The organism is Nitrosopumilus sp. b2 (assembly GCF_014078535.1).
In the GTDB taxonomy this organism is placed as follows: Archaea; Thermoproteota; Nitrososphaeria; order Nitrososphaerales; family Nitrosopumilaceae; genus Nitrosopumilus; species Nitrosopumilus piranensis.
The window spans coordinates 105745-131285 of record NZ_MU078702.1 but is presented as its reverse complement, the minus strand read 5'-3'; the positions used below and the strand labels follow the sequence as shown (position 1 = coordinate 131285).

Genomic DNA, 25541 nt, shown 5'->3' with positions numbered 1-25541 from the left:
AAAATATTCGTGACTGACCAATTATTAGATGATGTAAAGGCCCTTTTGGAAAAAGATTTTGGTGATGATAGAATTCTTAAACAAATTCGTCGTGCTTGTGAAAATAATGAAGTCATTAGTAATTTTGAACGAAATTATGTTAAAAAACTAGCAGAAAAATATCTTGGAAGAAAATCTGAGATTACTGCACCTGTTGAAAAACCTGTAGTTCCAGATGTCATCCTACCTGAAACCCCATCTGTTCAAAAAATTCAAACAATTCAATCACCTTCTCCTAAAACTTCTTCTACTTCAAAAAATTCAAAGATAATGTTAGGTATTGGTGGACTAGCTTTAGTAGTAATAATTGCAGTTGCAGTATCCTTTGGTGGAATCTTGGATGTAACTAGAGATGGAACTCCAGATGTTGTAAAGACACCAACTAATACAGTTGCAGATTCTCTTACAATTCAAACTGACTTTTCATCTTATAGTACCAAAGATATTATTTCGATTAATGGGATCTCAGATACTACTGGTTCTGTAAACTTGTCTATAGAAAATCAAAATGGTGAACTTATTTGGTCAGAACAACTTTCTCTAAAAAGTGATGGACGATATTCTACACTTGCAATTGCTGGAGGTTCGGGATGGGAAAATTCTGGTACTTATACCATAAAAGTAGATAATGGTGTAGAAACAAAGTCTAGTGCATTTTCATTTACTAAATAATTCTCTCAAACTCTTTCCAATGTGAATCAATAATACCTCTTAATTTTTCTACACTGATCTCTTCCATGTATTCGCGATAAACTATGAACTTATTTTGGCGATTTGAATCATTACTATAGATATCATTAGTGTTCTTTGGTATTGCATTTGATTTCCAATGATTCATTTCAAAAACCCATACTGTTGCATCAGGATTTGAGAAATCAATATCGTCACATCCTATAATGTATAGATAGCATTTTGCAGATTGGTTAAGTTTTTCATGTAATTTCTCATAAGCAATCATCTGGCCTTTTGCAATGTTTATCTTATCATTGTGAAATCCCTTGAATTCTAAAATAATAAAACCTCCTTTGTGCTCAATTAACCAATCAATGTCTGTTCCTCCTGAGGCTATCATTCCGTGTACAATAAGATCTCCTAAGACCTCTCTTCCACGGGTAAATTCTGATTCATCAAAAATCTGATACTTTGCTTTTTGGCTTTTACGAATTATTTGAGGTTTGTACTCATTATGAGTAGCCTTGTTTTTTTCATAAATGGTATCAATCAAATCGCTGGTATCATTGGCCATAAATTTTTGAACAAAAAACCAAATGATAAAAGAGTTTGTAAAATTTAGTAAAGTTATTCTATTTTTATGGCTTATCTGGATAGAAACTCTCCGCCTGCACCTTTGTACAAGATAAAATATTCATCAGGATTCTTTCTTTCTTTTTTAGCATTTAGTGCATCTTGATACATTTCAAAATGTTCTACAAGATACAATTGGTTTCCAGGCTCTGAAAAATAATCAATCCCAATCAAATCAAATCCGTTATCTGGAGTTAGTCTCTTCTTTTCTTCAGCAAAATTATCTTCAGTCAATCTTTTTGTAAAATCTATTGATCATAAATCATTAGATTTTTTTCTTCTAAGACTGAATGTAGGTTGTGAACAGAACGATACACGTCTGATTCTTTTTTGGCTCCAGTACAAACCAATTTACCTGATGCAAACAACAAGATTACAGTTTTTGGATCAAGCATTCTATGAATAAGACCTGGAAATTGTTCAGGTTCATACATACTTCTAGGTAGTGTTCTTGCAGCCTTTTCTAGATGTATTTTGCCACCAAGATTAATAGCTGCTACAATATTTTGTACAGTAATTACTGCATCTTTTTTAATTTTGATTTTTCCTTTTCTCAATTTTTGAACAACTGTGTTTACTGCCTTGATTGCCATCTCTTCAGATTTTGCTCCAGTACATACCATCTTTCCTGTTCTAAAAATCAAAGTTGCAGTTCTGGGGCTCTTTAATCTAAAAACTAATCCTGGAAATTGTTCAGGATGATATTCAGTATCTGGAAATTTTTCTGTAATTTCATTAAGGTCAATTTTTTGATCAACTGATGCAGATGCTACAACATTTTCAACGCTGACAATAGGTTTTGTTTGAGGCATAACGAGGGACTTTAAATAGGTCCTTTATATATACTAGTCAAATTTTTTGGGAAAATTTGGGTTTACTCAATGGTGACCAATCCACTGGTATCGATATTCCTCATCTATAATGTCTGAAACAATCTCTTTGTTTTTGATTTTTGTTTTAGGTAATTCCACATCAAACAATCCTAATCGTCCTTTGTACGGGATGGGGATTCGAAATGGTTTTGCATTTTTTAGCAAAAAGCCATAAGATCTATAGTGAAAATTTTTTGAAGCAAAATGAAATTTTTGATCTAACTTGACTTGGTTTTGCGAATTATATTTTTTTACGTCATAAATTTCCACTTTCCCAACAATTGCACCTGTGACAAATTTTTTGTCAATCTTTAATCTTTTACAATCCTCTTTTCTGATTTTTAATGGGGAATGTATCAGTAATTCTCCACGAAAATTTGTATTCCATTTACGTAACTCGATTGTTTTTTTACCTAAAATAATTAAATCAGCAAATGGTTGTGATACTGAAAGACATTTCAAATTATTCTCTAGCTACCTGAATGTATTCTCCAGGATTCTTGCCTCTTCCTTCAGGCAGATTTGTTATTCCTCCATTCAAACTTTGAGTAACTATTCCCTTACTTGCTAATACCTGTGCAGTCATAAGTGATGTATTTCCTGCCATACACACTAGTAATGATTTTCCTTTGGAACCTTGCAACTCTCTACTAATCTCTTCAGGAACTTGTTGAGTTGATAACAAATTGTTAATAGTAGATGCTTTTTGTACAGTAATTTTTGATTTATCCACCCCTAATGATTTTGCAATCATCTCAATTCCTTCTTCTTTAGGTGTGTATTGTGTATGAACCCAAATAATATTATCGTAATCTTCTGCAACAGCTACTGCATCTTCTAATGATACTTTTATTGGGGGTTTATCTTGTGAAATTTGCTCAAAGTTTTTTCTATATTTTTCAATTCCATCAGCTACCATAACTACTGCTTTTTTGATTTCTCCTTTGTATGCCATCTCTAAGGCGGCAAATAGCTCTAATGCACTACTCTCACCAATGTCGTGTCCTTTGTCTACCATAAACTTGAGAAGTAATTTTACATTCTCAAAATCAACTTCGTGTTCTGTATATAATTCAGGATTGTATAGTGTCAAACCCTCTGCCTTTGATTTTGTTCTAATTCCTGCGACATCTTGGCCTAATGGTGGAAAAACAACGTGAACTGCTTTTTTGTTGTATTTCTCAGACATGTATTTGCTTAGACCTCCTGACGTTCCACCTGTTCCAAATGAACAAAAGAGTACATAGTCTTCTAATGAATCCCCAACTTCATGTAACTGCTGATCAATTTCAGGTGCAGTGACTGTATTGTGAATGTCAATGTTTAATTCATTATCGTATTGTTTTGGACAAAACATGTTGTAAATCTCTGCCAAGAATCTTGCTAAATTGATAATGTCTTGTTTTGCTAGTAATGCTTCAATCTCTCCAAGATTTTTGTCAAACACTTGAGGATCAAATCCCATCTCTGTTAATTGTGAACGAATATTTGCAGCAGTTGCTTTTGCAGCCATTTCATCTGCTTTGTTTTCCATTCCAGGAGCTGGACAAATATCCATATCTAAATCCATAATTTTGATATTTTCATTTCTTAATTCTTTGAATACTCCTTCTTGCAGTTTTCTTGAAACAAGTGCAACTACTGTTACTCCAAGTTTTGATAAGAGACCTAATGCAATTCCAAAGTTGCCCGAAGTGGCCTCAATTACTACTCTCTTTCCATTACATTTTCCACTTTTGATTGCCTCATGGATAATGTGTGATGCTGCTCTTACCTTGATAGAGCCACTAAGCAATTCTGAATCAAACTTTCCATAAATTTTGAAATCTTTGTCATCGAGATTTAGTTTAAAGACGCTTTTGGCACATTCTTTCAAGTCTGCAGTTAGATCTACCAGTGGTGTTGCATTTACAATCTTATCTCCTTCTTTGTGTGGAATCTTACTCCATACTTGGTCTTCAAATTTTTGTAATAATATGGGATCATAATTTTGATTTTCTGACAATTTCTAAACCTCTTAATTTTTTCTCAATAAAATATCTATAGAAAATTAGTTCAGCCTATTTTCAACTTAGATATCTAAAATTTTGATGACCTTGTTTGGAATGTCTCTTAGACGGCTTACTGCCATAGTTTTTTCATATCCTAAATGTCTTAGATTATTTGCAATAGTTGTAGCCCTTACTGTATTTGGACCAAGGCCTAGGGCTGCCATGCTTATGCCTAATCCCTTTAGTGATTTTGTCATGTTTCTAACTGCGTCTGGATCTGATGGTTCTCCATCAGTCAATGTTAGGAAAATATCTGGTCTCTTTGATTGCAAAACTGGAAACATTTTGTCATATACTTCTGCTAGAGGTGTTGAGCCATTTGCAACAATTTGAGCCAATCTCTTTGCAGTAACATTGTTCCATTTCATGTTGTCTGGTTTTATGGACCAACATACTACTGATCTGTTTTCTGTACTAAATGCATAAACTGCAAATTTTACTTTTAGATACGCTAGCACTTCGCAAAGTGCTAGTGTTGCTTTTTTGTACTCAATTGCATCTGAAGAAATACTTGATGAATGATCCAATAATATGACAATTTTAGTTTTAATTGATTTTTTTATGTCTGTAAAGAATGGTTCATTTCCTTCTATGTAATTCTCCTCATCAAATTCATCTCCTGAACTCAAATGTTGTTCTTTCCAACCTGTTTTCCATTCTTTGAATTTTGTTTTTAATCCGTTTATCAAACTCATATCATAAATGGTTGTTTCATCAACATTTCTTGTGGACGGCGTTTGAATTCCTATTGCTTCAGGCATTAGTCCTTTATTTTCTGTTTTTTTATCTTCATCTAACAAAACTTTGTATTCATCAATCACATTATCTCCTCTCAATATTGCAGAAGGATCAACTGAACCAAAATCACTCTCTTTATTTTTAGAAACTATCTTTAGAACTCTCAATAACTCTTCTTCTGATAATGGCATTCCTGCTTTCATAAATGGTAATGATACAGGAATTGTTAGAAGCGAATCAATTTCAAGAATATTGATAATCTCACTTACATTTTTTTCAAGCCATTCTGTATCAAAATTTTCTTTTATAGTCTTGTCAACAATTTTTTTAGCAAATGTATCTGCCCTCTTTATTTTTTCAAAATGACTAGATTGTATTTCCCCTTTGATTGCGCCGAACATAAAGTATTGATAAAATGCCTCAACTATCCTTGCTTTTCCATAAACTGTGTGCAATTGGGGCCTGGAAACAAGCATGTAGGCATAATTGAAGATAATTTCATTATCCATTCCTCTCCACACTTTTCTGCCTAATTTCTCAATTCGTCTGGTTTCCATTGTGTTTAGAATGAATCCAAATGCATGATCATTGCTGAGAATTTTTTTACAAAACTTTATTCTCATTGCCTCATACCACAACGACGTTCTAAATTGCCTATATTTTTGAAAATCACTTCCAATTCTTTTTTCTAGTGGGGTTAAGATTACTTTATTTTCATTTAGTCTTGTTTTTGTTTCAACCTTATCTGAAATTTCTACGAAAATATTGTCTCTCTCAGACCATCGTCTTACAAGAAATGTGGCAATTTCTACTATTGATTCGTTTTGAAGCTTGACTGATTGCATTTAATTTCCAAACATAGAGGTAATGATGTCACTAACTTTTTGATATTCTATATCTCCCCATTGTGTGTAAACATTACCAAAAACAAAATTGGCCGCTTCCTTTGGAGACATCCCACCATCTAGTAATTTTGCAAAAGCAATTGTCTCTCTTAGACTTGGGGAATAAAACAATTCTTCAACGGCTGCTGCTTGTCTTAATGTGTTAGCTAGTTTAATTGCTTGAATTATTTCTGAATCATGTTCTCCAGATACATGTTTTTTCACTATCTCTAATTCTATTTTTTCAGGTGGGTATTCTAGTCTTATTCTAACTGGAAATCTACTCAAAAGTTGTGGCGGTAGTTCTTTTGTTCCACTATGTGTTAATGGATTAATTGTAGCAACAACAAACCACTCTTTTTTTGCTTTTACAATTTCCCCTGTAGCTTCCTTTAATACAATTTGTCGTCTGTCATCTAATGCTTCATCTAATCTCAACAAAACATCTGCTTCTGCAGAATTAATTTCATCCAAGTACAATATGCTTCCTTCTCTCATTGATTTTATCAAAAGCCCTTCATCAAAACTTACGGTTCCATCTGTGAGTGTTTTGGTTCCAACCAAATGACTCTCTCTTGTTCTGAGACTAAAATTTATTGATTCTAAATTGGTTTCCTTGCTTTTTGCAAAATCCCTAACTAGTGATGTCTTTCCTGTACCCTTTGGCCCTATAATGAGGACAAAAAGACCTGCATCATATGCCTTGTTGAGAGTTTGAATTGAATTATTCCAATCAAGATATTGAACTTCCTCCAAAGTATGTTTTCATTGATTTCAACAATATTTATTGTTAGATCTATTTTCCAAATGCTTCTACTTTTGTAAATGCTGCATCAAGCCTTTGATGAAGTGTTTTATTCCATTCATCAAAACCAGATGGATCTTTTGGATAATTATAATAGTGCTCTACTAACCATTGGTTTTCTTTTGATGTGTATCTTAATCCGTCTGCAACTGTCTTATTCATTGCACCTCTAATTATCATTCCAATTTTTCCTAATCCTGAAAAGTCTGGATGCTCACCTTTGCTGATTGACTCAACATCAAGGTTTCCCAAAAAGTGTTTCATACCATAACTAATTTGCTCATTTGACATCTGTTGAACTAGTCTTCTAAACAATTCTAGACCTGCAGTTTTGTATCCATATTCTTTGATGAAATCTAAATTATACTGCCATAAACTTGCTTCTGAAACATCATTTGCCTCTAGTGCTGCTGCTACATTTTTCCCTAAAATAGTTCCTGCAATTAGTGCTGGACCAATTCCTCCTGCATCAATTGGTTTTGGCATCCATGCAGAATCTCCAACCATCATGTATCCTGCAGAAACCATGCAATCATTTTGTCTTCTAACTGAAACTTGGAAGATTCCAGAATTATTGTTAATGTCTTCAGGATCCTCCGAAAGTTTTGGATTTTTAATGACGGTATTTCTATTCAGATACTCTTTCATTAAAGACTCTACATTGTCTTTTTTGTCCAGTCGTTTGTTCCTTCTTTCTAAAAGTGATTTTTCAACTCCTAAACCGATATTGACTTTGTTTTCTGCTTTAGGAAATACCCATCCATATCCACCTGGTGCTATATCTTGGTCTAAATGAATAATACAGTAATCAGGATCAAATTCCGTTAGATCTTTTTGTCCTGGTTCAAAATACATAATGTATCTACCAGTAGATTCCAAATCTCGTCTATCGATTCTTTTTTCTACCTTCGTTGAATTTTTTAATCCATTTCTGAGCATGGAAGTTACTCCGGTAGCATCAATGACAATTTTTGCCGTTTTCTTAAATGGCTGCTTTGTTTTGTTATCTAATCCTTGAACTCCAACAACTTGTTGTCCATCATAAATTAGACCTGTAAGATTAATTTCATATTCAAAATCAATTCCAGCTTTCTTACATCTTTCGTTTTGAATCTCTGGAAGTTTTTGACGATTTAACATGTATCCTGCACCATCAAATGGGATTGCAGTTTCCTTATCTGGCGAAAATGCCATGACTCCTTTTACATCGTGTTCAATCTCTGGTCTGGTCCATTGCACCTTGATTCTCTCTGCCATAAAGTCCACTGCCTCTTTTGAGCAAGCGTCTCCACATACCCACCCAGCAAGTGATTTTCTACCTGGCAAAAACTCTGCATTTCTATCAACAACTAAAATTTTGGAATTTTGATTTGTATAATGGGAAATAGCTTGTGCTGTAATTGTACCTGCAAGACCTCCGCCTGCAATTATTACATCATAATCTGCCAACGATAAGAGGTCCGTCTATCCGTATTTAAAATAATACCATGAAATTGTCTAAGGAATAGTATGTTTTTGATTTGTGATCGATTCAAAATTTGGGGTCGGTTCGTCGCGGCGTCTTCAAAGCTTTCGCTCAGACTGGAGCGGCTGTTATCTCCTCATTCCCAAATTGTATTGTGGTTTTATTCTATTTAATCTAGTTGGCAATTTGAAAAATTTCAGTAAATGTTTTGATAGTATTTTTTTTATTGTAAATGGGTGTATGAATTTTTATTTTTATTGTGTCTTTTTCACTTACAGTGATATTACCTTTCACTAATTCCTGCTTGTCTAATCTCATATGAAATCTTGAATCAACTGTTCTCTCTTCAATGTCGTTGATTAATTCATCAATTTGCTCAGATGGTAATAGTTCTACCAATTTTTTTATAAAATTTAGAGCCTGTTTTTTGATAATTTTTGCATTAAGCAACATTATTGGATTATCAAAATGGCCTGTTGTCTCATTAATGGTAAAATCATCTTCTTTAAGTTCTAACACTTCAAAAGCTTGGAAAATTTTTGAAATATCTTCCGTAGCATGAACTATTACATCAATTGTAATCTCTATCTTGTCACTCATGATATACTAAAATAATGTTTGACTGTTTATGCTTCAAGCAAAACTGTTTCTTTCTCAGCAGTTCTGATGAGTTTTACTTTTTCAAGCCCTACATGTCTTACTCTAATTACTTTCTTGAATGCTGCCATAATGTCTGAATTGATCTTACTATAACATGTGGCTTGAACAAACTGTTCAATTGTCATGTCTGGTACTTGCTTGTTAATTACATCTCTTGCAATTAATCTAAGTGCGTGTTTTCTAGATGTGTTAAGTTGTCTATGGGTTAATGCAATTACTTTAATTCTAAAGATGTATCCGTCTTTTGTCTTTACATCAATAATGAAATTAATCTTTGATGAACCACGTCTCACTAAACTGCGCAAGAATTCTTTTGAATACTCAAATCTCTTGAAAATTGTTGATGCTTTGTCTCCATCAACTTTGTTAATTTGGAAATAGATTTTGTATTGATGCTGTGAAGGATCCCCTTTTAGAATATCGTAAAGTGTAACTTCTAAAACTCGACCTGCAGCATTTTCATCATCGGTAATTGGAACATATGCAATTGGTACATTGTTAAATGAATCTGGGGCATTAACAGTAACCCAGCGTTTTTCTCGCCACTTGTCTTTTACTCTGCCTTTTCTACGTGCCAATTATTATCGACCTTTAAACCCAAAATATAAGGGTATATCACTAGATCTCTTTCTGATTTCCCATGTAACTCTGTAAAACATGAGGGATTTTGATATGTCCGTCTTTTGTCTGAAAATTCTCCATTATTGATACTAGTACTCTGGTTGTGGCCACTAGTGTACTGTTTAGTGTATGCAAGTATTGTGTATCTTCATTTGTTTTGTCTCTAAATCTGATCTTCAATCTTCTTGCTTGGTAATCTAAACAGTTTGAGCATGACACAATCTCTCTATAGGAATTTTGTCCTGCCATCCATGCTTCAATATCATATGTTTTAGCTGAAATTTTCCCCATATCTCCAGTTGACAACAGCATAACTCTGTGTGGGATTTCTAATTTTTGATAAAACTCTTCAGCCACTGCTAGCATTTTTTCATGCTCGCTCCATGAGTCCTCTGGTCTTGAGAAGACAAATTGTTCAATTTTATCAAACTGGTGAACTCTGAAAATTCCTTTTTGATCTCTCCCATGTGCCCCTGCCTCTTTTCTAAAACATGGGCTTACTCCTGCATACCTGATGGGAAGCTCTTTTCCCTCTATGATCTCCTTTGAGTGCATTGCTGCCATGGCATGTTCTGATGTTCCAATCATGTAAAGATCCTCTTCCTCGACTTTGTAGATTACCTCTTCAAAATCATCTGCAATTACTGCTCCCTCCATTGATTTACGATTAATCATGTATGGTGGCTGCACAAGTGAATATTCTTTTTGTGCAAGAAAATCTAACGCAAAATGGATTAATGATTGGTTTAGTCTTACCAAATCATTTTTCAGATAATAGAATCTAGCACCTGCTACTTTGGCAGCTCTCTCTAAATCAACCAAATCCAAATTTTCAGACATGTATATGTGATCATTTACCTTAAAATCAAATTTTGGAATCTCACCCCACTTTCTAACTTCTTTGTTGGCAGTATCATCTACCCCAACTGGAACCGATTCATGAACAAGATTTGGAATTGTTAATGCCAACTTTGAATACTTGTTTTCAATATCTTCTTGCTCTGATTCTAATTTTGCAAGTTCTGCTGAAACATTTTTCATTTCTGCTAAAATTGTTGATGCGTCTTCTCCTGCCTTCTTTTTTTGGGAAATTTCCAAGGCAACTTGATTTTTCTTTTTTCTTAGTTCGTCTGTTTTTATGATAAATTCTCGCCTTTTTTGATCTGCCTCAATTAATCCATCTAAATCAAAATCTACTGCCCTTGACTTGAGCATATCTCTGATAATCTGTGGTTTTTCTTTGATTATTTTGGGATCTAACATTATTCGATCACCTTTAGTGCAACTTGAACATGTTCTAACACTTCATCTATGGTTCCAATTATCTGTTTCATGTTCTTCTTACTTTCGAAATTAAAAACTAGTTTGTTATCAACATTTTCAACATAAAGACTCAATCCTTCTGGAAAGTCCACATTATCTGGCTCTAGTGCTTTTTTGACAGTTTCTGCCTTTTCTTTTGAAATATTATTGAGAACTACCTGCACTTGACACGTTAACGACATTTACTTCTAAATAATTGAGAAAGTCATCCAATTTGTCTTTAGTTATTTTTGCTCCAGCAGCTGCATCATGACCTCCTCCTATTCCGTCAAATTTCTCAGCACCTGTCCTCATCAGTTCACTTAGATTGATATCTGATTTGCATCCAAATGATTTTCTTGATGAGAATTTGATCGTATTTTCTTCTCCCTTTGTTCTCAAAATTACAATTTTTCCTGAATTCTTTGGAGCACCTGCAATTAGGGATGAAATTGTTCCTGTCATAGTTTCAGGGACAATATCTTCACCATTTACCATAACACATGTCTCACTTTCTGATATCCTCCATCTCTCATTTGATAAAATATTCATGTATTCTCTAATCATCTTTCTATAATCTGTCAAAATGGTTTCTCCTTCTCTTAGGATCTTGTTTCTATCCCCCATACAGATTGCCATTCCAACCCCAGAACGATTGATTCTTCCACAAGAGTTTAGCATAGTTGAAAATTCTCTACCATCTCTCAGAAAACTCCTTTTGTCTTCTCTTGGAAATGTGTATGTGTATCCAATTAATTCTGACATTATTTCAGTAGCGTTTTTTCCAGATGTGAACTTTGTAATTGATTCAATGACTAGTCTCTTTTCTTCTTCATTTAATTCTGCAGGAACTCTCCACCTACCTCCATCTTTTATCTGGATTCCAGATGAATTTAGAAGTGAAAGACAAGCATCTCTATTCCATGTTAATCCTTCAATAAATGGCTGTGATGTAAAAGCAAGGGCGTCTGGAAGGGATCTTGTCTCTCTTCCAACCAATAATAGGTCTAAATCCATCTCCACTAATCCTTGCCCTTCTGCAGTATTGGCAATTTCAAAATTCTTTCCTGTAAATGATTTTCTCTCTCCCTGATCTTGTCTATCTCCTAATGCCGAAACAACTGCTATGGATGACAAATCAGAGTTCTTTTCATCTAGTGCCATGGATGCAAGATATGCCATGCCCCCTGCACAAATTTCCTTTCCGCCATCAATTCCATATTTCCATGCATTAATGACATTTTGATTATCTATCTCTTCATCTGGAATCTGATGATGATCTAGTACAATCCAATTATCTCCTAATGTCTCATTAAGGTTATTTGCAAAACCTCCTCCTAGATCTGTTACTATGTGGAAATCTCTAGAATCTGTTTTAAAAGATTCTACAACATTTTTGCTAAACTCCTTTGATGTTCTAACAGTACAATTTGCCCCTTCTCTGATTAGGGCTTTGGTAATAATACTTCCAGATGTTAATCCATCACAATCAATATGGGTTGTAACAAAAATTGATTTTTTTGATCTTATACAATCTGAAACTCTATCTTTGAAAAACGAAAGTGACTCATCAAGTGATTTTGTCATTACTCTAATTGAGCTACCACGGATTTATATTTCCAGGTTGCTGGGATTCTGCCAATCTTTTTGTAATACACTGATAATCTGTGAACTTTGGCTTCAATTAATTCCAAAGATCTGACATTTCTTCTGTCTCCTTTGTTGGCTTTGAGGTGTTTTTGAAGACCTACTGCTTTTTTGACAATATTTTCAAGATCTTCAGGCATTTCTGCTTTCAAATCATTTTCTTCTAAAATTTCCCCAATTGTCTTTTTTGTAATTGGTTTGATTAGTGGGATTGAATGTTGGTCTCTTAGTTTAATTCCAATTTGACTAGGAGTTAATCCGTCTTTGGAATATTTTATTACTAATTCTTCAACGTCTGCAGGACTTTGTGTGATCCATGAAGGTGCACGTAGGGTAGCTGGTCTAATAGAATGTGACTTGCCATGTCTATGTGTGTGCATTCTTCCCATAATTTGGCTCACTTAAGTGCAGAATTAAACGTTACTTATACTGATCTCGTACATTCTTCAAAATATGGGGTTCAGAATAAAGTTTTAAATAAGTACTATTCGTCCAATCGATTAGGTAAACGGTATGAATACAAAAGTACTCTTAACAGCAACCATGCTATCTGTATTTTTCTTCGGTGCCATAGGTGCAGCTTCCGTTGCATTTGCTCAATATATGGGCAATGTAGGTGACGAAGGACAAACAGGAGCCTATACCTTAGAAGAAGCACTTGAGATTCAAAGAAGAAGAATCGAAGCTGCTGAAGCAAACCCATCATCTGGTTCAGGAACTCCGTATCTTGATGCAGGTGGTGTCGTTGGTGCAGCAGTTATTGCTGGTGCAGTCTTTGGCGGTATTGCAGGAGCTTTCTTAATTAGAGGAAGATCTGGCAAATACGCAGCAATGGGTAGAGGATAATCAAAACCTCACTTTTCTCTTATTTTATTATCTGACCTTAGTGTTTACTGATCTCGTACTTTATGATAATAAAAGAAATGTATATATCGCAGAAATTGAGCCAAAATATACATGACTCCTATCGTAGGAACTTTCCTTAGTATCCTGTCATCACTTACAGGACAACTAGGACCAAACTATGATCCATTATTCTATGATGTAATGATTTACATCTTCGGAACCATGATGTTCACAGTATTCCTTCTTGGAATTATCTCATTCTGGTTACGTGTCCACGGATGGGCTTACAAGGACAACCGTGAGAGATGGGTCGACGAATTGGACAGACACTTTGAAAGAGAAGGTATCGGTCTTATTCCCGACAACGGTAAATACTGGTAAAATCACTTCCTTTCTTCTTTTCATTATTTTTAATTCTCTAGTGTAGACTACGATAATTTGGTATTTCCTTGTTTTTTCACAAAGTCTAATTTTCTGGTAGGAAGTCTGTGTCCTTTGACTCATCATATGCCTTTGATGTGAATTCTGCTTTGTAGTGATATCCGTCCTGGAATGGATGATTGATGAAGTGAGGTGATTCTTTTCCATTTACGTAAATTGCTGACTTGCTTTGATCCATGTCTCTTAGAGGGAAATCCCACATCCACAAAAAGTGGCCTATTTCAAATGGATAATCTTCCTCCCATTCGGCATAAATCGTACCATCATTTGTCAAAGTATACATGGTCCTTTGGCATTCCCCATCTAGACCTGAGTTGATATTTGCTGGAATGTCTGTTGGAAGACCATCGATGATTATCTCTAACGTGGCTTTAATTTTGTAAGGTGTATCTCTATCATTAATGCAAACTTTGAGAGGATTGTCCTGACCTAACTGAGCTTGAATCACACTACTTGCTATTCCGACAGATATTGCAATGACTGCAGTTATAGCTAGAAACTTTAGTGTTTTTTTTCTCTTGTAAGGATCACCAGTTCCTGGCCATATCATAATGATGGCTTTAGTCAGATTCCTTAAAGTCCTTTCTGTTATTCGTACATGATTTCGATTGTATCTAATTGATCTTGATGATCTGCAAGAAAATAGGTAATTTCATCTGAATCAATTTCAAGCCATTCTGATTCTCCCTTGTATGGTAGATAGTCTTCTACAAACAAGTCTTTTGGGCCTGTTATTCTGACAAGAACATTTTCTCTTTTTGGCTTTATCTCAAAAGGCAGTTTGAGCACTTTGCCCCTCCTTTGATTTTGGATGTTAACTTTGTATGGGTCTTCCCTAAATTCAACTTGCCCAAAAAAATAACTTTGAAAAATATCTAATTTTTTAATTTTGAAATTTAGCATATTTTTTACTTGACTTTATTGCAGATAAGACTTGGTTTTTGACTTACGCTAATCGTAAGGATGTTTAGAAAATGAAAAGGAAAAGGTTGGGTGGTTAGATTACTTGCCAGGGTCGTGTTGCAAACGTAATGACATATCCAACGCCAATCAAAATTGATTGATATGCAATGTTGGTATATGGGATTGGTTTGATAATTGGTTCTCCTTCAACGACAACTGTTTGACCTGGACCGAGTCCTGGACCAACTTGGGCTACATTGAGTTGGGTGTGTACGTGGTATACACCTGCTTCAAGTGCTTTTGCAGATAGTGAATATTCTACGATAGAGTTTCCTGGAATGTCAAAGACGTTTCCTGGTGGATCTCTAGCGAGCATCTCCCATCTGTTACCTGCGTTAGTTGACTCTGAGAAAATGGAAATCCATCCTCTAAGGTCTCTTTCTACAAGGCTGACTAATGTTCCTTGAAGTGTCAAGGTTTCGCCAGTTTGCAGGGATTGTCTGTTAAAGGTTTCATCTTCAATTCTGATGAAACGACTCTGGAGTTGTGCTTGGACACCGTGTGCATCTGCAGTTGGAAGTATGGATTCAACCCAGTTGAAACCTAAAGTTCCTAGTGCAAGTACGACAGCTAGTCCGAATACGAAAATCTTTTTTTCGACCATAGTTATCCCTAATATTGTGAAAGATAATACACGTCGTTATATGTTTTACCTTCATTGCGAGGATCGATACTACTAGTAATGTTAATCATTGATGTTAAACATTGAAAATAATAAAAAATGATTATTATTTTTGCAATTACCATAACATAAAACAAAAATTATTTTATAAATTAATCATAAATTCATCAAAAATTTTATAAAAAAACATTCAGTTTCAATCTCTTACTTTATATTCTCAATATACACCATGTGTAGCATGGCACAGATGCCCGCATTAATCCCAAAAGAAGTTGAGATTCAGAGACTTAAGAAAATCTGGCTCATCGTCATTGCTATGGGATCTACCGCAGCATCAGTCGAAGTAGATAACTTCGTTGATGGTTCTCTACATCAGACATCTATCAGAGATAGTGCATTTACACCAGCACACTGGTGGCTATATTCACACTTTGTAGCTTTACCACTTGGATGGGGTTCAGCAGCAATCTATGATAGAAAAGTTCCAGTTCTCAGAGGTCCAAATAATTCAATGAACACAGGTTTGAAGATGACCATTCTTGGTTACTTAGCAACTATGTTTACAATTGGAGTCAATGAGATGTGGCACTTCTGGTTTGTAGAAGAAATCTTTGCAGTTCCAAATCACTGGATGTTTAACATGGGTGTTGTAGTAGCATTCATGGGTGCACTTGCGTACGTAGTCAGAGTATATGCTAGACTCGTAGAGTTAGGTGCAGAAACTCCAGGAGAGAACCCATATGTCGCAGAGATGTACAAGATGGCCTTAGAAGGCAAATTGTACAGTAGATCAATTCCATAGACAAAATGTGCAAACGCACAATTTTTTCTATTTTATTATTTTAAACAAAAGACGTAGATCGTACCCTTACTGTCAGTTTAAGAAAGACTTAAAAGGATTCTGTATTAGAATAATTCCAGAATGACTCTTCCAAAAGGATTCGGTTCAGGCGGTGGCGGTGGATCATCCAGTGCTGACGTAGAACGAATGATTGGAAGGCGCGTTGAAAATATGACTGGTATTATTACTGTTTCATATTGGGCAGCATTATTAGCTACTTTTGGTGGTACTGCAGCAGGATACTTCTATTATCCATGGGCATATCCAACCGCAAGTGGTCACTTTGCATTCATCGTGCTTGCAATCATTGAGGCAATAGGTTACATCTTCTGTGTTAAAGTCATGGAAGAAGGTTCCAACAAGAATAGTAATGGTATAGTTGGTGGCAGTATTGCTGCAACCGTAGCATTCGTGCTCTTCGTATCATTATTCGTCGGTTGGTAATCAGAAGGAAAACCCTTCAGATACACTTCTTTTTCATTTTCATTTTCTAAAAATCATTGCTGTTTGCCGAAATCTGCAACGATCTTCATCATACTCTAAAATTTTATATACTGACCGTTTCTTCAACTTCATATGGTCTGGTTAAGACGATGTACACACTACTTGTTCATAGTAGTGGTTGCAGTTAACTCTACACTGTTAACAATTAATGCAGGAGACTACATCTTCTACACTGACTGGGCTTGGACTTCGTACACGGTATTCTCAATATCGCAAACGTTGATGCTTATTGTAGGTGCAACATATTACCTAACATTTACAGGCGTTCCAGGCACAGCAACGTACTACGCTCTGATTATGACAGTATACACATGGATAGCAAAAGCCGCATGGTTTTCACTCGGTTATCCATATGACTTCATTGTAACACCAGTTTGGTTACCATCAGCAATGCTGTTGGACTTAGTCTACTGGGCAACAAAGAAGAACAAGCACTCCTTGATACTGTTCGGCGGCGTACTGGTAGGAATGTCGTTACCATTGTTCAACATGGTAAACCTGATAACAGTAGCAGACCCACTTGAAACGGCATTCAAATATCCAAGACCAACATTGCCACCATACATGACACCAATAGAACCCCAGGTAGGTAAGTTCTATAACAGCCCAGTCGCTCTCGGTGCAGGTGCAGGTGCAGTTTTGGGATGTACATTTGCAGCATTAGGTTGTAAACTCAATACTTGGACTTACAGATGGATGGCCGCTTGGTCAAAGTGGGACTAAACACCCAACCTTTTCCTTTTCATTTTATTATCAACTTCTAGTGTGAACTCTAAATTGATGTTTGAAAAAATCTAATAATTCTTAATCAATAATTCAAAGTGACCTGTTCTCTTTTTTGAATTAGAATTGATTGAACGGTTTGCTTGAACCTTGGTTAATTTCCAAGGTTTTCCTGAGAACATATCAGATACTTGTTTTGAATCAGAATTTGATAACAACACTTTGCATCCTTTGGAATCTAGTTTGTTGCACAGTTCTGTCAGTCTTCTAAGATCACTGTCAGTAAAGTCCTTGTTTGTGTAACTTGTAAAATTGGCAGTATCACTTACTGGTTGGTATGGTGGATCAAAATATACCAAATCGCCTTTTTTGGCATCTCGTAGAACTGCCTCAAAATCACGGCATTTGATGGCGACTCTACTTGTTTGTAATATGGAACTAACAGAACGGAGATTTTCTTCATTTACGATATTTGGATTTGTGTATCGTCCTAATGGGACATTGAATTTTCCTTTACTGTTTACTCTGTATAATCCGTTAAAGCAAGTTCTATTCAAAAATAGCAATCTTGATGTTTTTTCAATTTCGCTTCTTGGATTTGATTCTCTAACTGAATAGTAATATGATTTAGAATCTTTACGATAATTTTTTTCGTGATTTTTTAGAGATGAAATTAACTCATCGATTCTATCACGAATTGTGGTATATGCTAGTACCAGATCAGAGTTCAAATCAGAGATGCTGCACTTTTGACCATTTCTCTCAGTAAGGATGTGAAATAGTAATGCACCCCCTCCAATAAATGGCTCATAATATGTCCCAAAAGTTCTTGGCAAATTCTCATTTAGAATTGGAATCAACTGGCGTTTTCCACCGGCCCATTTTACAAATGGTTTTGGGATGGAAGTTGATACTTGGGAGTATACTTGTTTCAATAGTTAGTATCACGGAATTTTTTAACACTTAGGGACACAAAAAAAATTGATCTCGAACTAACTTTTTCCTAGTTGAGTAAGAGCTTAAATACAAACTTCGTAAATTCCCCAAAAATACGATTTTGACCAATAATTTTAGAAATTGAAAAAAGCTTCGAACGGGATCCGGACCCGCGACCTTTACCTTACCAAGGTAACGCTCTACCAGGCTGAGCTATCGAAGCACAAATTCACCCTGTAGAAAATCCTTATAATTCTTCATTATCTTGGCATAATCTGTAAACTGTTAAATTTCACACACATTTTTACCCTGTTGGAGGAGTAATCAAGCCTGGCCAAAGTAAGTACACTTTGTGCTTTTGGACATGCAGGACTTAAGATCAAATAATGGGTGATCCTGTCTCTCAGGAGTTCGTGGGTTCAAATCCCACCTCCTCCATACACAACTATTTTGGATGTTTGATTCCTCTAGCGTTTAAAATTTCATAGACTTCTGGTATGGACCAGACATAACCTACATGGACACAATCTTTTTCATCACAAAGCTGGCAGAACAACTCTCCTTTCTGAACTGCAACTTCTGCAATTCTGTTTTTGATATTGTCTTTTAGAATTATTCTATCATCATCGACTGAAATCTTTTCAATCTTTGGAGCATATCTTGCAAAGGTCTTGTCCTTTTGCATCATCTCTTCTAACATGTAAGTAACATATCCTGAGAAACTATTGACACCTTTCATTGCCAGGTCGTCTTTACTCTTTTGATAAACTTCTTGGAATTTATCGTAGACTGTTTCTGAAACTGTTATTGATTTGAATCCTGCTTTTGGCAATTTACTTTTCCCTTACCGTACATTAAGGTACCCAAGTATATAATGTTTTATTTTAAAAAATATATTTCTGGTGTTAATCAAAATTAGTCTTTATACAATACCTTCATCCAAGAGCAATTATGGGAAAAGGATATTCTGCTGAAGAAATTCGTGAAAAACTAATTTCAGTTTTGAAGGATTCTGAAACTGGAATGTCAGGAGTAGAGATTTCTGATAAAATGGAGATTAGCAGAATTACCATGACAAAATATCTCAAGGTTTTTGCAGTTGAAGGATTGGTTAGACAAAAAAATATTGGAAATATGACGTTGTGGTTTTTAGAGCCAGGACAAGAATCTTTCAATTTTCCTGATGACTATTTCAAAGTCGCACCTCTGTTTCTTGATTATTTGATTAAAGGAAAAGAAGATCAAGTTTACTCTTTGATTCGAAATTCTCTACATTCTGGAGCAACAGCTAATCGTTTGATAATTGAAGTTATTTCTCCTACTATAGAGTCAGTCAAGAACTTGTTTGATGAAGGAAAAATTGGCTCTGCTGAGCAAAATCTCCTTAGAACTATAATCTCCAAATCTCTTCAAATTTTAAATCAAATTCCAATAGTTGCTGATCCAAAAAAGAACATAGTTGTAATTTCAGCTGACTTTCATAGCAGTCTACTTGCAGAAGCAGCATCTACTGCATTTCATTCAGATGGATGGCAGGTTTCTCATTTGGGGGATATGTCTTCGGCAATCAACGTCTTGTTTGATCTTGATTTTCAAAAACTGGTTGGAAAGATTTGGAAACAAAAACCAGGTATTTTGATTGTACTTGTTTTCTCAGAAACAGATGCGGGACTGAACTTTTTTGCTGATTCAATTAATCCAATCAAAATAAAATCTGGAAAACGTATGAAACTGATACTTTGTGGAAATCCTTCAAAAAAAGCCAAGAACAGTTCTGATCTTTTGACAGATAAATTAGATGAAATCATTCAGTGGTCTCAAACAGTATATCAAAATCTAAAGTAATGGGCCCGATGAGATTCGAACTCATGACCTTTCGATTATCAGTCGAACGCTCCAGCCAAGCTGAGCTACGAGCCCACGAACAAATCTCTAGGCCAGAGTCATTTAAGTCTAATTTTCTTTCCACTTGATTGAACAGCCAATAGATGGGTCAAAGTCATTTTCGATTTTTTCTCCATCTAATAATTTCTGGATGTTGTTAATCATGGTCTTTTCTGTAGCAGTATCGTCTGGCTTCATTGCATTGTCAATTTTTCCATGAAATACTAGCTGTTTTTGGGCATTAAACAAGAATGGGTCTGGAGTACACATTGCACCATATTTCCTGGCAATCTCTTGTGTCTCATCTATCAAATAGTCAAATCCAAATCCCTTCTCTTTTGCTGTCTCTTTCATTGCATCAAAACTGTCTTCAGGATAATTTGTTGAATCATTACTGTTGATTCCGATAATTGCAATATCTTTTCCAAACTTTTCATACAATTCATTTAATGCATCAGCTTTTGCCTTGACATAAGGACAATGATTGCACATGAAAATTATCAAGATTCCTTTGTAATTGCTATAATTATTTAGGGAATGTCTTTTGTCATCAATTCCCAGTAACTCAAAATCAGGTGCAATATCTCCCGCTTTTAGCTTAACTTGAGATTCTAAAAGTACCATGAGAAAACATTCCTGCTTTCAAATAAAATTCTTGCCAAGAAGACAACAATTAAAATCCACAGATTAATCAAACCTCGTGTGGGCCGGTAGTATAGCCTGGTAGTATACCCGCCTTGCACGCGGGGGGTCACGGATTCAAATTCCGTCCGGTCCACTTCTAATATGCACGATCTTCGCAGAATTCGGGTTTGCTGGATGGATTTAAATAGGATAAGTTTCCGTTTTTCCTCATGGCAAGCGCAGTAGATGGATGGCCAGTATTCATTCCACTAATTGTTGGTTTAGCTCCAGGATTAATTTACTGGTTAGCAATTACCGCAAAGAGAAACTAAAACTTACATCTCTTTTTATTATTTTGTTTAATTAGTGTAAACTAGGTAAAACGTTGTTACCTTTCTTGTTGACTATATGATATGTTCTAGAAAATTAATCTCAATACCAAAAAAATACTGATGCAAAAATTCATTTTTGGCGCGTTTTTGGTTTTCCTTCTTATTCCATTTTCACAAGCCTTTTCTGCTGAAGTCACTGATACTCCTTCAACACTTTCAGTATCTCTAAAAAGTGAAACTCCTTTTGTCTATCAGGATTCTGATGGCTATACTGTTGTAGTTGGTGCTGTTAAAAATCACAATTCTCAAACTTCTGTTACTAATGTATTGATTCAAGTAAAATTATTTGATGATCTTGACCCTAACCCTATAGAGATTGTTCAAGGCAGAACAACCCTTGAGGTAATTCCACCAAATGGTGAGTCTCCATTTATTATTCGCTCTGAAACTCCAAATCCTGCAATTACCCAAGCATCAATCACTCTTCTGGGATTTGATTCTTCATCATCAAAACAAAAAGGACTTGCTGTATACACTAGTGAAGTTTCATTGGACAAAACACTGTTCTTTGAAGGAGTATTGAAAAATAGCGGTGCGCCAAATTCTAACACCAATGTTTACCTTGCATTCTATGATGGGTTTGAACCACCTAGAATTCTTGAGGTAGCAACAATTGAATTAGGTGATGTTGAGTCTGATGCTGAAGTCTCATTTAATATTGATAAAAAAATTGATTTTAGAGCAGTAGGCTTTTTGTTATTTGCAGAATCAGATGTGTTCTCTTCTGATTTTGTTGATGTAAAAATTCCCAAACCACAATCACTAACAAAACTTGTATCGATATCAAGTGTTTCTGTAACTGATTCATATGGAAACAAACTATCTGAAATTCCACTTGGTTCTACAGTAAATATTGAAAGTAAAACCACAGTGGAGTTTGTTGAGGAACAAAATAGCTATAATGTTCCATACACGTATTATGTTCAAATCAAAGAAGCTGAAACTGGCAAAGTCGAATACATTGGAAAATTTGATGGACGATTTGAATTTGCAAAACTCCAATCTCAGGTAGTAGATTGGATTCCAGAAAAAAGTGGACTCTTTTTCATTGAGACTTTTGTTTGGGATAGAAGTAACATCCCCTTGGCAGAACAGGGTCCATTTGTTTTAATTAATGTAAACTAGTAGGTTTATTTTCAAAGAAACCCATAGATTGGCATGTCTGAATTCTCTCTAGTTGCAATGGGAGGCACATTTGATATAATTCATAGGGGACATATCATACTACTTTCAAGTGCTTTTGAAATTTCAGATAAAGTAATCATTGGACTGACTAGTGATGAGTTTGCAAAAAGAAAGGGAAAGACTGTTTCAAACAAATATGAAAAACGTCTAGCAAATCTAACTGAAATTATTTTTAAAGAATTTCCAAACTCTTCTTTTCAAATTAGTAAACTAGAAAATGATTTTGGACCTGCAGTTTTAGAACCCAAAGTTGAGGCACTTGTAGTAAGTGATGAAACAAGTAATCAGGGAGATGCACTAAACAAGTTAAGGGCTCAAAAGAGTCTGCCTCCAGTCAAAATCATTACTGTGCCCATGTTTTTGGCAAAAGACGGCTCTAGAATCTCTACAACTAGAATCAAGAATTCTGAAATTGATCCAGAAGGAAACTTGTTATCAATTGACAAGTAGCTTGCAGAACTTTGAGTAATTGCAATAAAACAAAATTCTAGGATTCAGTCTCATGGCAATCATTAACCATATGATGAAAAAAATAGATACGGATGTATCTAATCTTAAACAGGGATTACATCCTCAGAATCTGTCATTTTGGTATGATAAAATTATCAAAGAAACAATAGAGATGGCGCCCCCCTGGCTTCAAGACAAAATCAAGGTTCATCAAGATCCAATACTTTTGATGAAATTTAATTTAGATATCTCAAAACGTGCTGTTAGATATTTTATGATTGCAGTTGACAATAACTTAGATGATATGCCTTATTCAACAAAATTATATTTTCTTAAAGTACAAGAAATTCTTGCAACTGAAATGGACAAATCACTAGTTTGAATATTTTTTTCTAGGCACAAATACAACCTCTAAGTATCTATAACCAATAAAATCAACATAATCAGAATCATGGAACTTTACAAATCAAAGTATTCTAATAAGAAAAAATCTAGAAGAAGAGATGATACTACTCGCTCTTTTAGAAATTCTAGAGATGATGGATACTCTAGAGATAGAAAAAGAGAGTCTGCAACTGTAACGTGTGCTGATTGTGGAGATGAATGTGAAGTCCCATTTGTTCCAAGAACTGATAGGCCTGTATATTGCAGTGATTGTTTTAGACAAAATAAACCACAAGATTCAGGACGTGATAATTATTCAAGAGATGATAGAGGTTCAAGATACTCCAGAGATGACAGAAGAGAATCTCGCAGAGATGACAGAGGCTCAAGATATTCTAGAGATGACAGAAGAGAATCAAGTAGAGATAGACCTAGAAAACTAAAAAATGATAAATTTTCAAAAAAACGCGAGAGCTTTTTCAGTAATGGATCAGATAAATTCTATGCAACAATCAAAGAAAAATTATTTGAAATCTTGGGAGGCAAAGTTTGCTCTAGTTGTGGATTTAAAGATGAACGGGCTCTAGGGTTTAGTCCTGTTTCTGATGATTCTTCTTTTGATGAAATTGGACGTAGCGGTTCTGCCTCATCTTGGGGAAAATATATCTCAGAGCCTGATCTTGCAAGAGAGGAACTAAAGGTGCTGTGCTTGAATTGTAATGAAATTCGACAGCCTGTTGCAAAACCTAAAGAACAAAAATCCCGACCTAAACAGAAAAAAAGTAAATTTTTCCCACGATGATCTAAAATCATCTTTGAGAACTTATTAACACTTTAATTATAATAATTCTAAAATTAAACTATGAATAGTGATTTGAAGGCAATTGGAATTTCTTTAATTGCAATGGTTGGTGCAGTGGCACTCTGGACCATGTTTGGTTCCTAGGTTCAACCCTTAACAATCTCTACTTGATTTTCAAGAATTTTAGTTGATACTATTTTGTGCTCTTTGTCAATAACTGACTGGGTAAAATCTGCAAATCTTTCTACATTTGCTTCATTCTCAAGTAAAATACTGTGAGCCGATTTATCCTTTAATGATATTACCAATTCGTTTTTTACAACATTTAGAATTCCTGTGATAAATGTCTCTTTTCCATCTTTGATGAAAATAAGACTGGCTAGTTTTTGAGCCTCATATTTGTCTTCACACGTAATTGTTATTTTCATTTATTCTCAAAAAGAAATTCATCAATCTGGTCTTTTGCCTTTTCGCGTTTATCTTGGTGCACTGCTAGAAATTCATTAATTTTTTCAATTAAAATTGCTTTTAGTTCTCCAGAAAGTAATTTTCCAGACTTGTAATCATCATAAATTGATTTTAACTTGTTATCATCTGGTTCAAAAAATATTCTTAGATATTGATATGACACATCAATGTCTGGATTTCCTCCAAGCTTTCTGTGTTCTTCAACACTTGTTTGGCCACCTGAAAATGCGTGTTTGTTGATTTTCTTTTTTACTACATTTGGTTCATCTGTTGTGTAAACAGTACCGTTTTCATTAGAAGCTGACATTTTTCCTCCAGGCCCTTCTAGTCCTGGAATCATTATGTTGTGAATTAATGCTGGTTTTGGTTTTCCAATTTTAGGTGCAATGTCTCTTGTTAGTCTAAAGTGGGGATCTTGGTCAACTCCTAGAGGAATCAAGACTGGCTTGTCTTCAATAAAGCATGGGGCAGACTGTAGTGATGTGTAAAATATCATACCAATATTAGTGTCATTTGTAAAACCAAAAGTGGCTTTAGTGTTTGAAAAATTAATTTTCTTTGCAACTTGAGCTGCAATTGGATAAAGCGTTTGAATATTTCTTGTGTTGATAATGATTTTTGTTTTTTCTGGCTTGAAACCTAGTGCAATAAAGTCAAGTGCATTTTCATATGCAAATTTTTTTGTTTCATCCAAAGTTAGATTTTGTTTTGAATAAAATTTCTCATCATCTGTAAGCTGAAAATACATGTTAACATCAAATTTCTCTTGTAGCCATTTTGCAAAAACCCATGGAACCAAGTGGCCAATATGGGTGTGTCCTGATGGCCCTCGTCCAGTGTATAAGAAGAATTTGTTACCTTTTTCATAATCATTGAGAATTCTGTTCATCTCTCTGTGTGAAAAGAAGATGCCTCGTCTGAGCATGAAATGATCTTCGCCAGTAATTTTTGTGATTCTTTGCAGTAATTCTGGAGAAATCTTCTGAGTGCCAAATTGCTTGATTAATTTATCATAGTCTATATCTCCCTCGACATGCCAAGGAGTCACAACGAAATCGTCAGCTGACATTCAAATTGACTTAGGTTA

The 25541-nt window shown here is 35.0% G+C and carries 33 protein-coding genes and 4 tRNA genes; 13 read left to right on the top strand and 24 right to left on the bottom strand.

Annotated elements, in window-relative coordinates; translation table 11 throughout:
- Positions 1-9: 9 nt before the first annotated feature.
- Positions 10-711, top strand: coding sequence for a hypothetical protein (locus C6989_RS00870; RefSeq protein ID WP_182126088.1), 702 nt, complete (start codon positions 10-12; stop codon positions 709-711).
- Here C6989_RS00870 and C6989_RS00865 read toward each other — a convergent pair.
- From C6989_RS00865 to C6989_RS00800, 14 genes are all read right to left on the bottom strand, one after another.
- On the bottom strand, positions 704-1285 hold the full coding sequence (locus C6989_RS00865; protein WP_182126087.1) for a hypothetical protein: 582 nt from the start codon (positions 1283-1285) through the stop codon (positions 704-706). The genes C6989_RS00870 and C6989_RS00865 overlap by 8 nt on opposite strands.
- A 71-nt stretch (positions 1286-1356) precedes the next feature.
- On the bottom strand, positions 1357-1578 hold the full coding sequence (locus tag C6989_RS00860) for a hypothetical protein (RefSeq protein WP_148704058.1): 222 nt from the start codon (positions 1576-1578) through the stop codon (positions 1357-1359).
- A 14-nt stretch (positions 1579-1592) separates the two neighbouring features.
- Positions 1593-2156: a TATA-box-binding protein gene (locus C6989_RS00855; RefSeq protein ID WP_048071569.1), complete on the bottom strand. Its 564-nt coding sequence runs from the start codon at positions 2154-2156 to the stop codon at positions 1593-1595.
- A gap of 66 nt (positions 2157-2222) precedes the next feature.
- Positions 2223-2678 carry an ASCH domain-containing protein gene (locus tag C6989_RS00850; RefSeq protein ID WP_182126086.1) on the bottom strand — a complete coding sequence of 152 codons (456 nt, stop codon included), beginning with the start codon at positions 2676-2678 and terminating at the stop codon, positions 2223-2225.
- Between the two features lies 1 nt (position 2679).
- Complete coding sequence (locus C6989_RS00845; protein ID WP_182126085.1) at positions 2680-4221, bottom strand: pyridoxal-phosphate dependent enzyme; 1542 nt, start codon at positions 4219-4221, stop codon at positions 2680-2682.
- Positions 4222-4287: 66 nt separating this feature from the next.
- Positions 4288-5850 carry a vWA domain-containing protein gene (locus tag C6989_RS00840; RefSeq protein ID WP_182126084.1) on the bottom strand — a complete coding sequence of 521 codons (1563 nt, stop codon included), beginning with the start codon at positions 5848-5850 and terminating at the stop codon, positions 4288-4290.
- Entirely contained in the window at positions 5851-6645 is a 795-nt protein-coding gene (locus C6989_RS00835; RefSeq protein WP_148704054.1) for an AAA family ATPase, read from the bottom strand.
- A 40-nt stretch (positions 6646-6685) separates the two neighbouring features.
- Complete coding sequence (locus C6989_RS00830; protein ID WP_148704053.1) at positions 6686-8143, bottom strand: NAD(P)/FAD-dependent oxidoreductase; 1458 nt, start codon at positions 8141-8143, stop codon at positions 6686-6688.
- 190 nt (positions 8144-8333) lie between these two features.
- A complete protein-coding gene (locus C6989_RS00825; RefSeq protein WP_182126083.1) occupies positions 8334-8759 on the bottom strand; it encodes an RNA-binding domain-containing protein in 426 nt (141 codons plus the stop codon).
- A gap of 26 nt (positions 8760-8785) precedes the next feature.
- Positions 8786-9397, bottom strand: coding sequence for a 30S ribosomal protein S3ae (locus C6989_RS00820; protein WP_148704051.1), 612 nt, complete (start codon positions 9395-9397; stop codon positions 8786-8788).
- 40 nt (positions 9398-9437) lie between these two features.
- Positions 9438-10703 (bottom strand): serine--tRNA ligase, encoded by a 1266-nt coding sequence (gene serS, locus C6989_RS00815; RefSeq protein WP_182126082.1) that lies wholly within the window; start codon positions 10701-10703, stop codon positions 9438-9440.
- Positions 10703-10945, bottom strand: coding sequence for a KEOPS complex subunit Pcc1 (locus tag C6989_RS00810; protein WP_182126081.1), 243 nt, complete (start codon positions 10943-10945; stop codon positions 10703-10705). The genes serS and C6989_RS00810 overlap by 1 nt, the downstream gene beginning before the upstream one ends.
- On the bottom strand, positions 10908-12329 hold the full coding sequence (locus C6989_RS00805) for a RecJ family nuclease (protein ID WP_182126080.1): 1422 nt from the start codon (positions 12327-12329) through the stop codon (positions 10908-10910). The genes C6989_RS00810 and C6989_RS00805 overlap by 38 nt, the downstream gene beginning before the upstream one ends.
- Positions 12329-12778, bottom strand: a complete 450-nt coding sequence (locus C6989_RS00800) for a 30S ribosomal protein S15 (protein WP_148704047.1) — start codon at positions 12776-12778, stop codon at positions 12329-12331. Before C6989_RS00800 ends, C6989_RS00805 begins: the two co-directional genes overlap by 1 nt.
- A gap of 124 nt (positions 12779-12902) precedes the next feature.
- Between C6989_RS00800 and C6989_RS00795 the strand changes: the two genes are divergently transcribed.
- Both C6989_RS00795 and C6989_RS00790 read left to right on the top strand, forming a co-directional pair.
- Entirely contained in the window at positions 12903-13235 is a 333-nt protein-coding gene (locus tag C6989_RS00795; protein ID WP_148704046.1) for a hypothetical protein, read from the top strand.
- Positions 13236-13346: 111 nt separating this feature from the next.
- Entirely contained in the window at positions 13347-13616 is a 270-nt protein-coding gene (locus tag C6989_RS00790; RefSeq protein ID WP_012215889.1) for a hypothetical protein, read from the top strand.
- Positions 13617-13701: 85 nt separating this feature from the next.
- Here the strand turns inward: C6989_RS00790 and C6989_RS00785 are convergent, their stop codons facing one another.
- The 3 genes from C6989_RS00785 to C6989_RS00775 all read right to left on the bottom strand — a co-directional run bounded on the left by C6989_RS00785 (position 13702) and on the right by C6989_RS00775 (position 15243).
- Entirely contained in the window at positions 13702-14226 is a 525-nt protein-coding gene (locus C6989_RS00785; protein WP_182126079.1) for a hypothetical protein, read from the bottom strand.
- A gap of 38 nt (positions 14227-14264) precedes the next feature.
- Positions 14265-14579, bottom strand: coding sequence for a hypothetical protein (locus C6989_RS00780; protein WP_148704044.1), 315 nt, complete (start codon positions 14577-14579; stop codon positions 14265-14267).
- Between the two features lie 94 nt (positions 14580-14673).
- A complete protein-coding gene (locus C6989_RS00775; RefSeq protein ID WP_148704043.1) occupies positions 14674-15243 on the bottom strand; it encodes a methane monooxygenase/ammonia monooxygenase subunit B in 570 nt (189 codons plus the stop codon).
- A 256-nt stretch (positions 15244-15499) separates the two neighbouring features.
- Between C6989_RS00775 and C6989_RS00770 the strand changes: the two genes are divergently transcribed.
- The 3 genes from C6989_RS00770 (at position 15500) to C6989_RS00760 (ending at position 17329) form a co-directional block, all read left to right on the top strand.
- A complete protein-coding gene (locus C6989_RS00770) occupies positions 15500-16063 on the top strand; it encodes a methane monooxygenase/ammonia monooxygenase subunit C (protein WP_016939485.1) in 564 nt (187 codons plus the stop codon).
- 120 nt (positions 16064-16183) lie between these two features.
- A complete protein-coding gene (locus tag C6989_RS00765) occupies positions 16184-16546 on the top strand; it encodes a hypothetical protein (protein WP_148704042.1) in 363 nt (120 codons plus the stop codon).
- Between the two features lie 132 nt (positions 16547-16678).
- A complete protein-coding gene (locus C6989_RS00760) occupies positions 16679-17329 on the top strand; it encodes an ammonia monooxygenase family protein (protein ID WP_012215883.1) in 651 nt (216 codons plus the stop codon).
- Positions 17330-17400: 71 nt separating this feature from the next.
- Here C6989_RS00760 and C6989_RS00755 read toward each other — a convergent pair whose 3' ends face one another.
- Together C6989_RS00755 and C6989_RS00750 are read right to left on the bottom strand one after the other, a co-directional pair.
- Complete coding sequence (locus C6989_RS00755; RefSeq protein WP_148704041.1) at positions 17401-18264, bottom strand: DNA adenine methylase; 864 nt, start codon at positions 18262-18264, stop codon at positions 17401-17403.
- 150 nt (positions 18265-18414) lie between these two features.
- Positions 18415-18488, bottom strand: a tRNA-Thr gene (locus C6989_RS00750).
- Positions 18489-18579: 91 nt separating this feature from the next.
- Between C6989_RS00750 and C6989_RS00745 the strand changes: the two genes are divergently transcribed.
- Positions 18580-18703: transfer RNA gene (locus C6989_RS00745), tRNA-Leu, on the top strand.
- Positions 18704-18710: 7 nt separating this feature from the next.
- Here the strand turns inward: C6989_RS00745 and C6989_RS00740 are convergent.
- The gene (locus C6989_RS00740; protein WP_148704040.1) at positions 18711-19097 is read right to left on the bottom strand and encodes a hypothetical protein; all 387 of its coding nucleotides are present in this window, start codon (positions 19095-19097) and stop codon (positions 18711-18713) included.
- A 119-nt stretch (positions 19098-19216) separates the two neighbouring features.
- Here C6989_RS00740 and C6989_RS00735 point away from each other — a divergent pair, with 119 nt between their 5' ends.
- On the top strand, positions 19217-20110 hold the full coding sequence (locus C6989_RS00735; RefSeq protein ID WP_182126078.1) for a helix-turn-helix domain-containing protein: 894 nt from the start codon (positions 19217-19219) through the stop codon (positions 20108-20110).
- On the opposite strand, the gene C6989_RS00730 is transcribed toward C6989_RS00735, so the two are convergent.
- Positions 20111-20185: transfer RNA gene (locus C6989_RS00730), tRNA-Ile, on the bottom strand.
- A gap of 33 nt (positions 20186-20218) precedes the next feature.
- Positions 20219-20773 carry a thioredoxin family protein gene (locus C6989_RS00725; protein ID WP_182126077.1) on the bottom strand — a complete coding sequence of 185 codons (555 nt, stop codon included), beginning with the start codon at positions 20771-20773 and terminating at the stop codon, positions 20219-20221.
- A gap of 80 nt (positions 20774-20853) precedes the next feature.
- On the opposite strand from C6989_RS00725, the gene C6989_RS00720 reads away from it, so the two are divergent.
- The 5 genes from C6989_RS00720 (at position 20854) to C6989_RS00700 (ending at position 23986) form a co-directional block, all read left to right on the top strand.
- Positions 20854-20927 (top strand) — tRNA-Ala (locus C6989_RS00720).
- 325 nt (positions 20928-21252) lie between these two features.
- Positions 21253-22290: a hypothetical protein gene (locus C6989_RS00715; protein WP_255464609.1), complete on the top strand. Its 1038-nt coding sequence runs from the start codon at positions 21253-21255 to the stop codon at positions 22288-22290.
- A gap of 33 nt (positions 22291-22323) precedes the next feature.
- Positions 22324-22800, top strand: a complete 477-nt coding sequence (locus C6989_RS00710; RefSeq protein ID WP_148704034.1) for a phosphopantetheine adenylyltransferase — start codon at positions 22324-22326, stop codon at positions 22798-22800.
- 52 nt (positions 22801-22852) lie between these two features.
- The gene (locus tag C6989_RS00705; protein WP_148704033.1) at positions 22853-23182 is read left to right on the top strand and encodes a hypothetical protein; all 330 of its coding nucleotides are present in this window, start codon (positions 22853-22855) and stop codon (positions 23180-23182) included.
- A 69-nt stretch (positions 23183-23251) separates the two neighbouring features.
- Positions 23252-23986 (top strand): CxxC-x17-CxxC domain-containing protein, encoded by a 735-nt coding sequence (locus C6989_RS00700; protein WP_182126075.1) that lies wholly within the window; start codon positions 23252-23254, stop codon positions 23984-23986.
- A gap of 146 nt (positions 23987-24132) precedes the next feature.
- Here the strand turns inward: C6989_RS00700 and C6989_RS00695 are convergent, their stop codons facing one another.
- Complete coding sequence (locus tag C6989_RS00695) at positions 24133-24414, bottom strand: hypothetical protein (RefSeq protein WP_148704031.1); 282 nt, start codon at positions 24412-24414, stop codon at positions 24133-24135.
- The gene (locus C6989_RS00690; protein ID WP_148704030.1) at positions 24411-25523 is read right to left on the bottom strand and encodes a tryptophan--tRNA ligase; all 1113 of its coding nucleotides are present in this window, start codon (positions 25521-25523) and stop codon (positions 24411-24413) included. The genes C6989_RS00695 and C6989_RS00690 overlap by 4 nt, the downstream gene beginning before the upstream one ends.
- Positions 25524-25541: the final 18 nt, after the last annotated feature.

Excerpts from the sequence above, each read along its gene's own strand:
- C6989_RS00865 (WP_182126087.1), bottom strand. The coding sequence starts at position 1,285 with ATGGCCAATGATACCAGCGATTTGATTGATACCATTTATGAAAAAAAC.
- C6989_RS00855 (WP_048071569.1), bottom strand. The coding sequence starts at position 2,156 with ATGCCTCAAACAAAACCTATTGTCAGCGTTGAAAATGTTGTAGCATCT.
- C6989_RS00840 (WP_182126084.1), bottom strand. The coding sequence starts at position 5,850 with ATGCAATCAGTCAAGCTTCAAAACGAATCAATAGTAGAAATTGCCACA.
- C6989_RS00825 (WP_182126083.1), bottom strand. The coding sequence starts at position 8,759 with ATGAGTGACAAGATAGAGATTACAATTGATGTAATAGTTCATGCTACG.
- serS (WP_182126082.1), bottom strand. The coding sequence starts at position 10,703 with ATGTTAGATCCCAAAATAATCAAAGAAAAACCACAGATTATCAGAGAT.
- C6989_RS00810 (WP_182126081.1), bottom strand. The coding sequence starts at position 10,945 with ATGTCGTTAACGTGTCAAGTGCAGGTAGTTCTCAATAATATTTCAAAA.
- C6989_RS00805 (WP_182126080.1), bottom strand. The coding sequence starts at position 12,329 with ATGACAAAATCACTTGATGAGTCACTTTCGTTTTTCAAAGATAGAGTT.
- C6989_RS00800 (WP_148704047.1), bottom strand. The coding sequence starts at position 12,778 with ATGGGAAGAATGCACACACATAGACATGGCAAGTCACATTCTATTAGA.
- C6989_RS00795 (WP_148704046.1), top strand. The coding sequence starts at position 12,903 with ATGAATACAAAAGTACTCTTAACAGCAACCATGCTATCTGTATTTTTC.
- C6989_RS00790 (WP_012215889.1), top strand. The coding sequence starts at position 13,347 with ATGACTCCTATCGTAGGAACTTTCCTTAGTATCCTGTCATCACTTACA.
- C6989_RS00785 (WP_182126079.1), bottom strand. The coding sequence starts at position 14,226 with ATGATATGGCCAGGAACTGGTGATCCTTACAAGAGAAAAAAAACACTA.
- C6989_RS00780 (WP_148704044.1), bottom strand. The coding sequence starts at position 14,579 with ATGCTAAATTTCAAAATTAAAAAATTAGATATTTTTCAAAGTTATTTT.
- C6989_RS00775 (WP_148704043.1), bottom strand. The coding sequence starts at position 15,243 with ATGGTCGAAAAAAAGATTTTCGTATTCGGACTAGCTGTCGTACTTGCA.
- C6989_RS00770 (WP_016939485.1), top strand. The coding sequence starts at position 15,500 with ATGGCACAGATGCCCGCATTAATCCCAAAAGAAGTTGAGATTCAGAGA.
- C6989_RS00765 (WP_148704042.1), top strand. The coding sequence starts at position 16,184 with ATGACTCTTCCAAAAGGATTCGGTTCAGGCGGTGGCGGTGGATCATCC.
- C6989_RS00760 (WP_012215883.1), top strand. The coding sequence starts at position 16,679 with ATGGTCTGGTTAAGACGATGTACACACTACTTGTTCATAGTAGTGGTT.
- C6989_RS00735 (WP_182126078.1), top strand. The coding sequence starts at position 19,217 with ATGGGAAAAGGATATTCTGCTGAAGAAATTCGTGAAAAACTAATTTCA.
- C6989_RS00725 (WP_182126077.1), bottom strand. The coding sequence starts at position 20,773 with ATGGTACTTTTAGAATCTCAAGTTAAGCTAAAAGCGGGAGATATTGCA.
- C6989_RS00710 (WP_148704034.1), top strand. The coding sequence starts at position 22,324 with ATGTCTGAATTCTCTCTAGTTGCAATGGGAGGCACATTTGATATAATT.
- C6989_RS00705 (WP_148704033.1), top strand. The coding sequence starts at position 22,853 with ATGGCAATCATTAACCATATGATGAAAAAAATAGATACGGATGTATCT.
- C6989_RS00700 (WP_182126075.1), top strand. The coding sequence starts at position 23,252 with ATGGAACTTTACAAATCAAAGTATTCTAATAAGAAAAAATCTAGAAGA.
- C6989_RS00695 (WP_148704031.1), bottom strand. The coding sequence starts at position 24,414 with ATGAAAATAACAATTACGTGTGAAGACAAATATGAGGCTCAAAAACTA.
- C6989_RS00690 (WP_148704030.1), bottom strand. The coding sequence starts at position 25,523 with ATGTCAGCTGACGATTTCGTTGTGACTCCTTGGCATGTCGAGGGAGAT.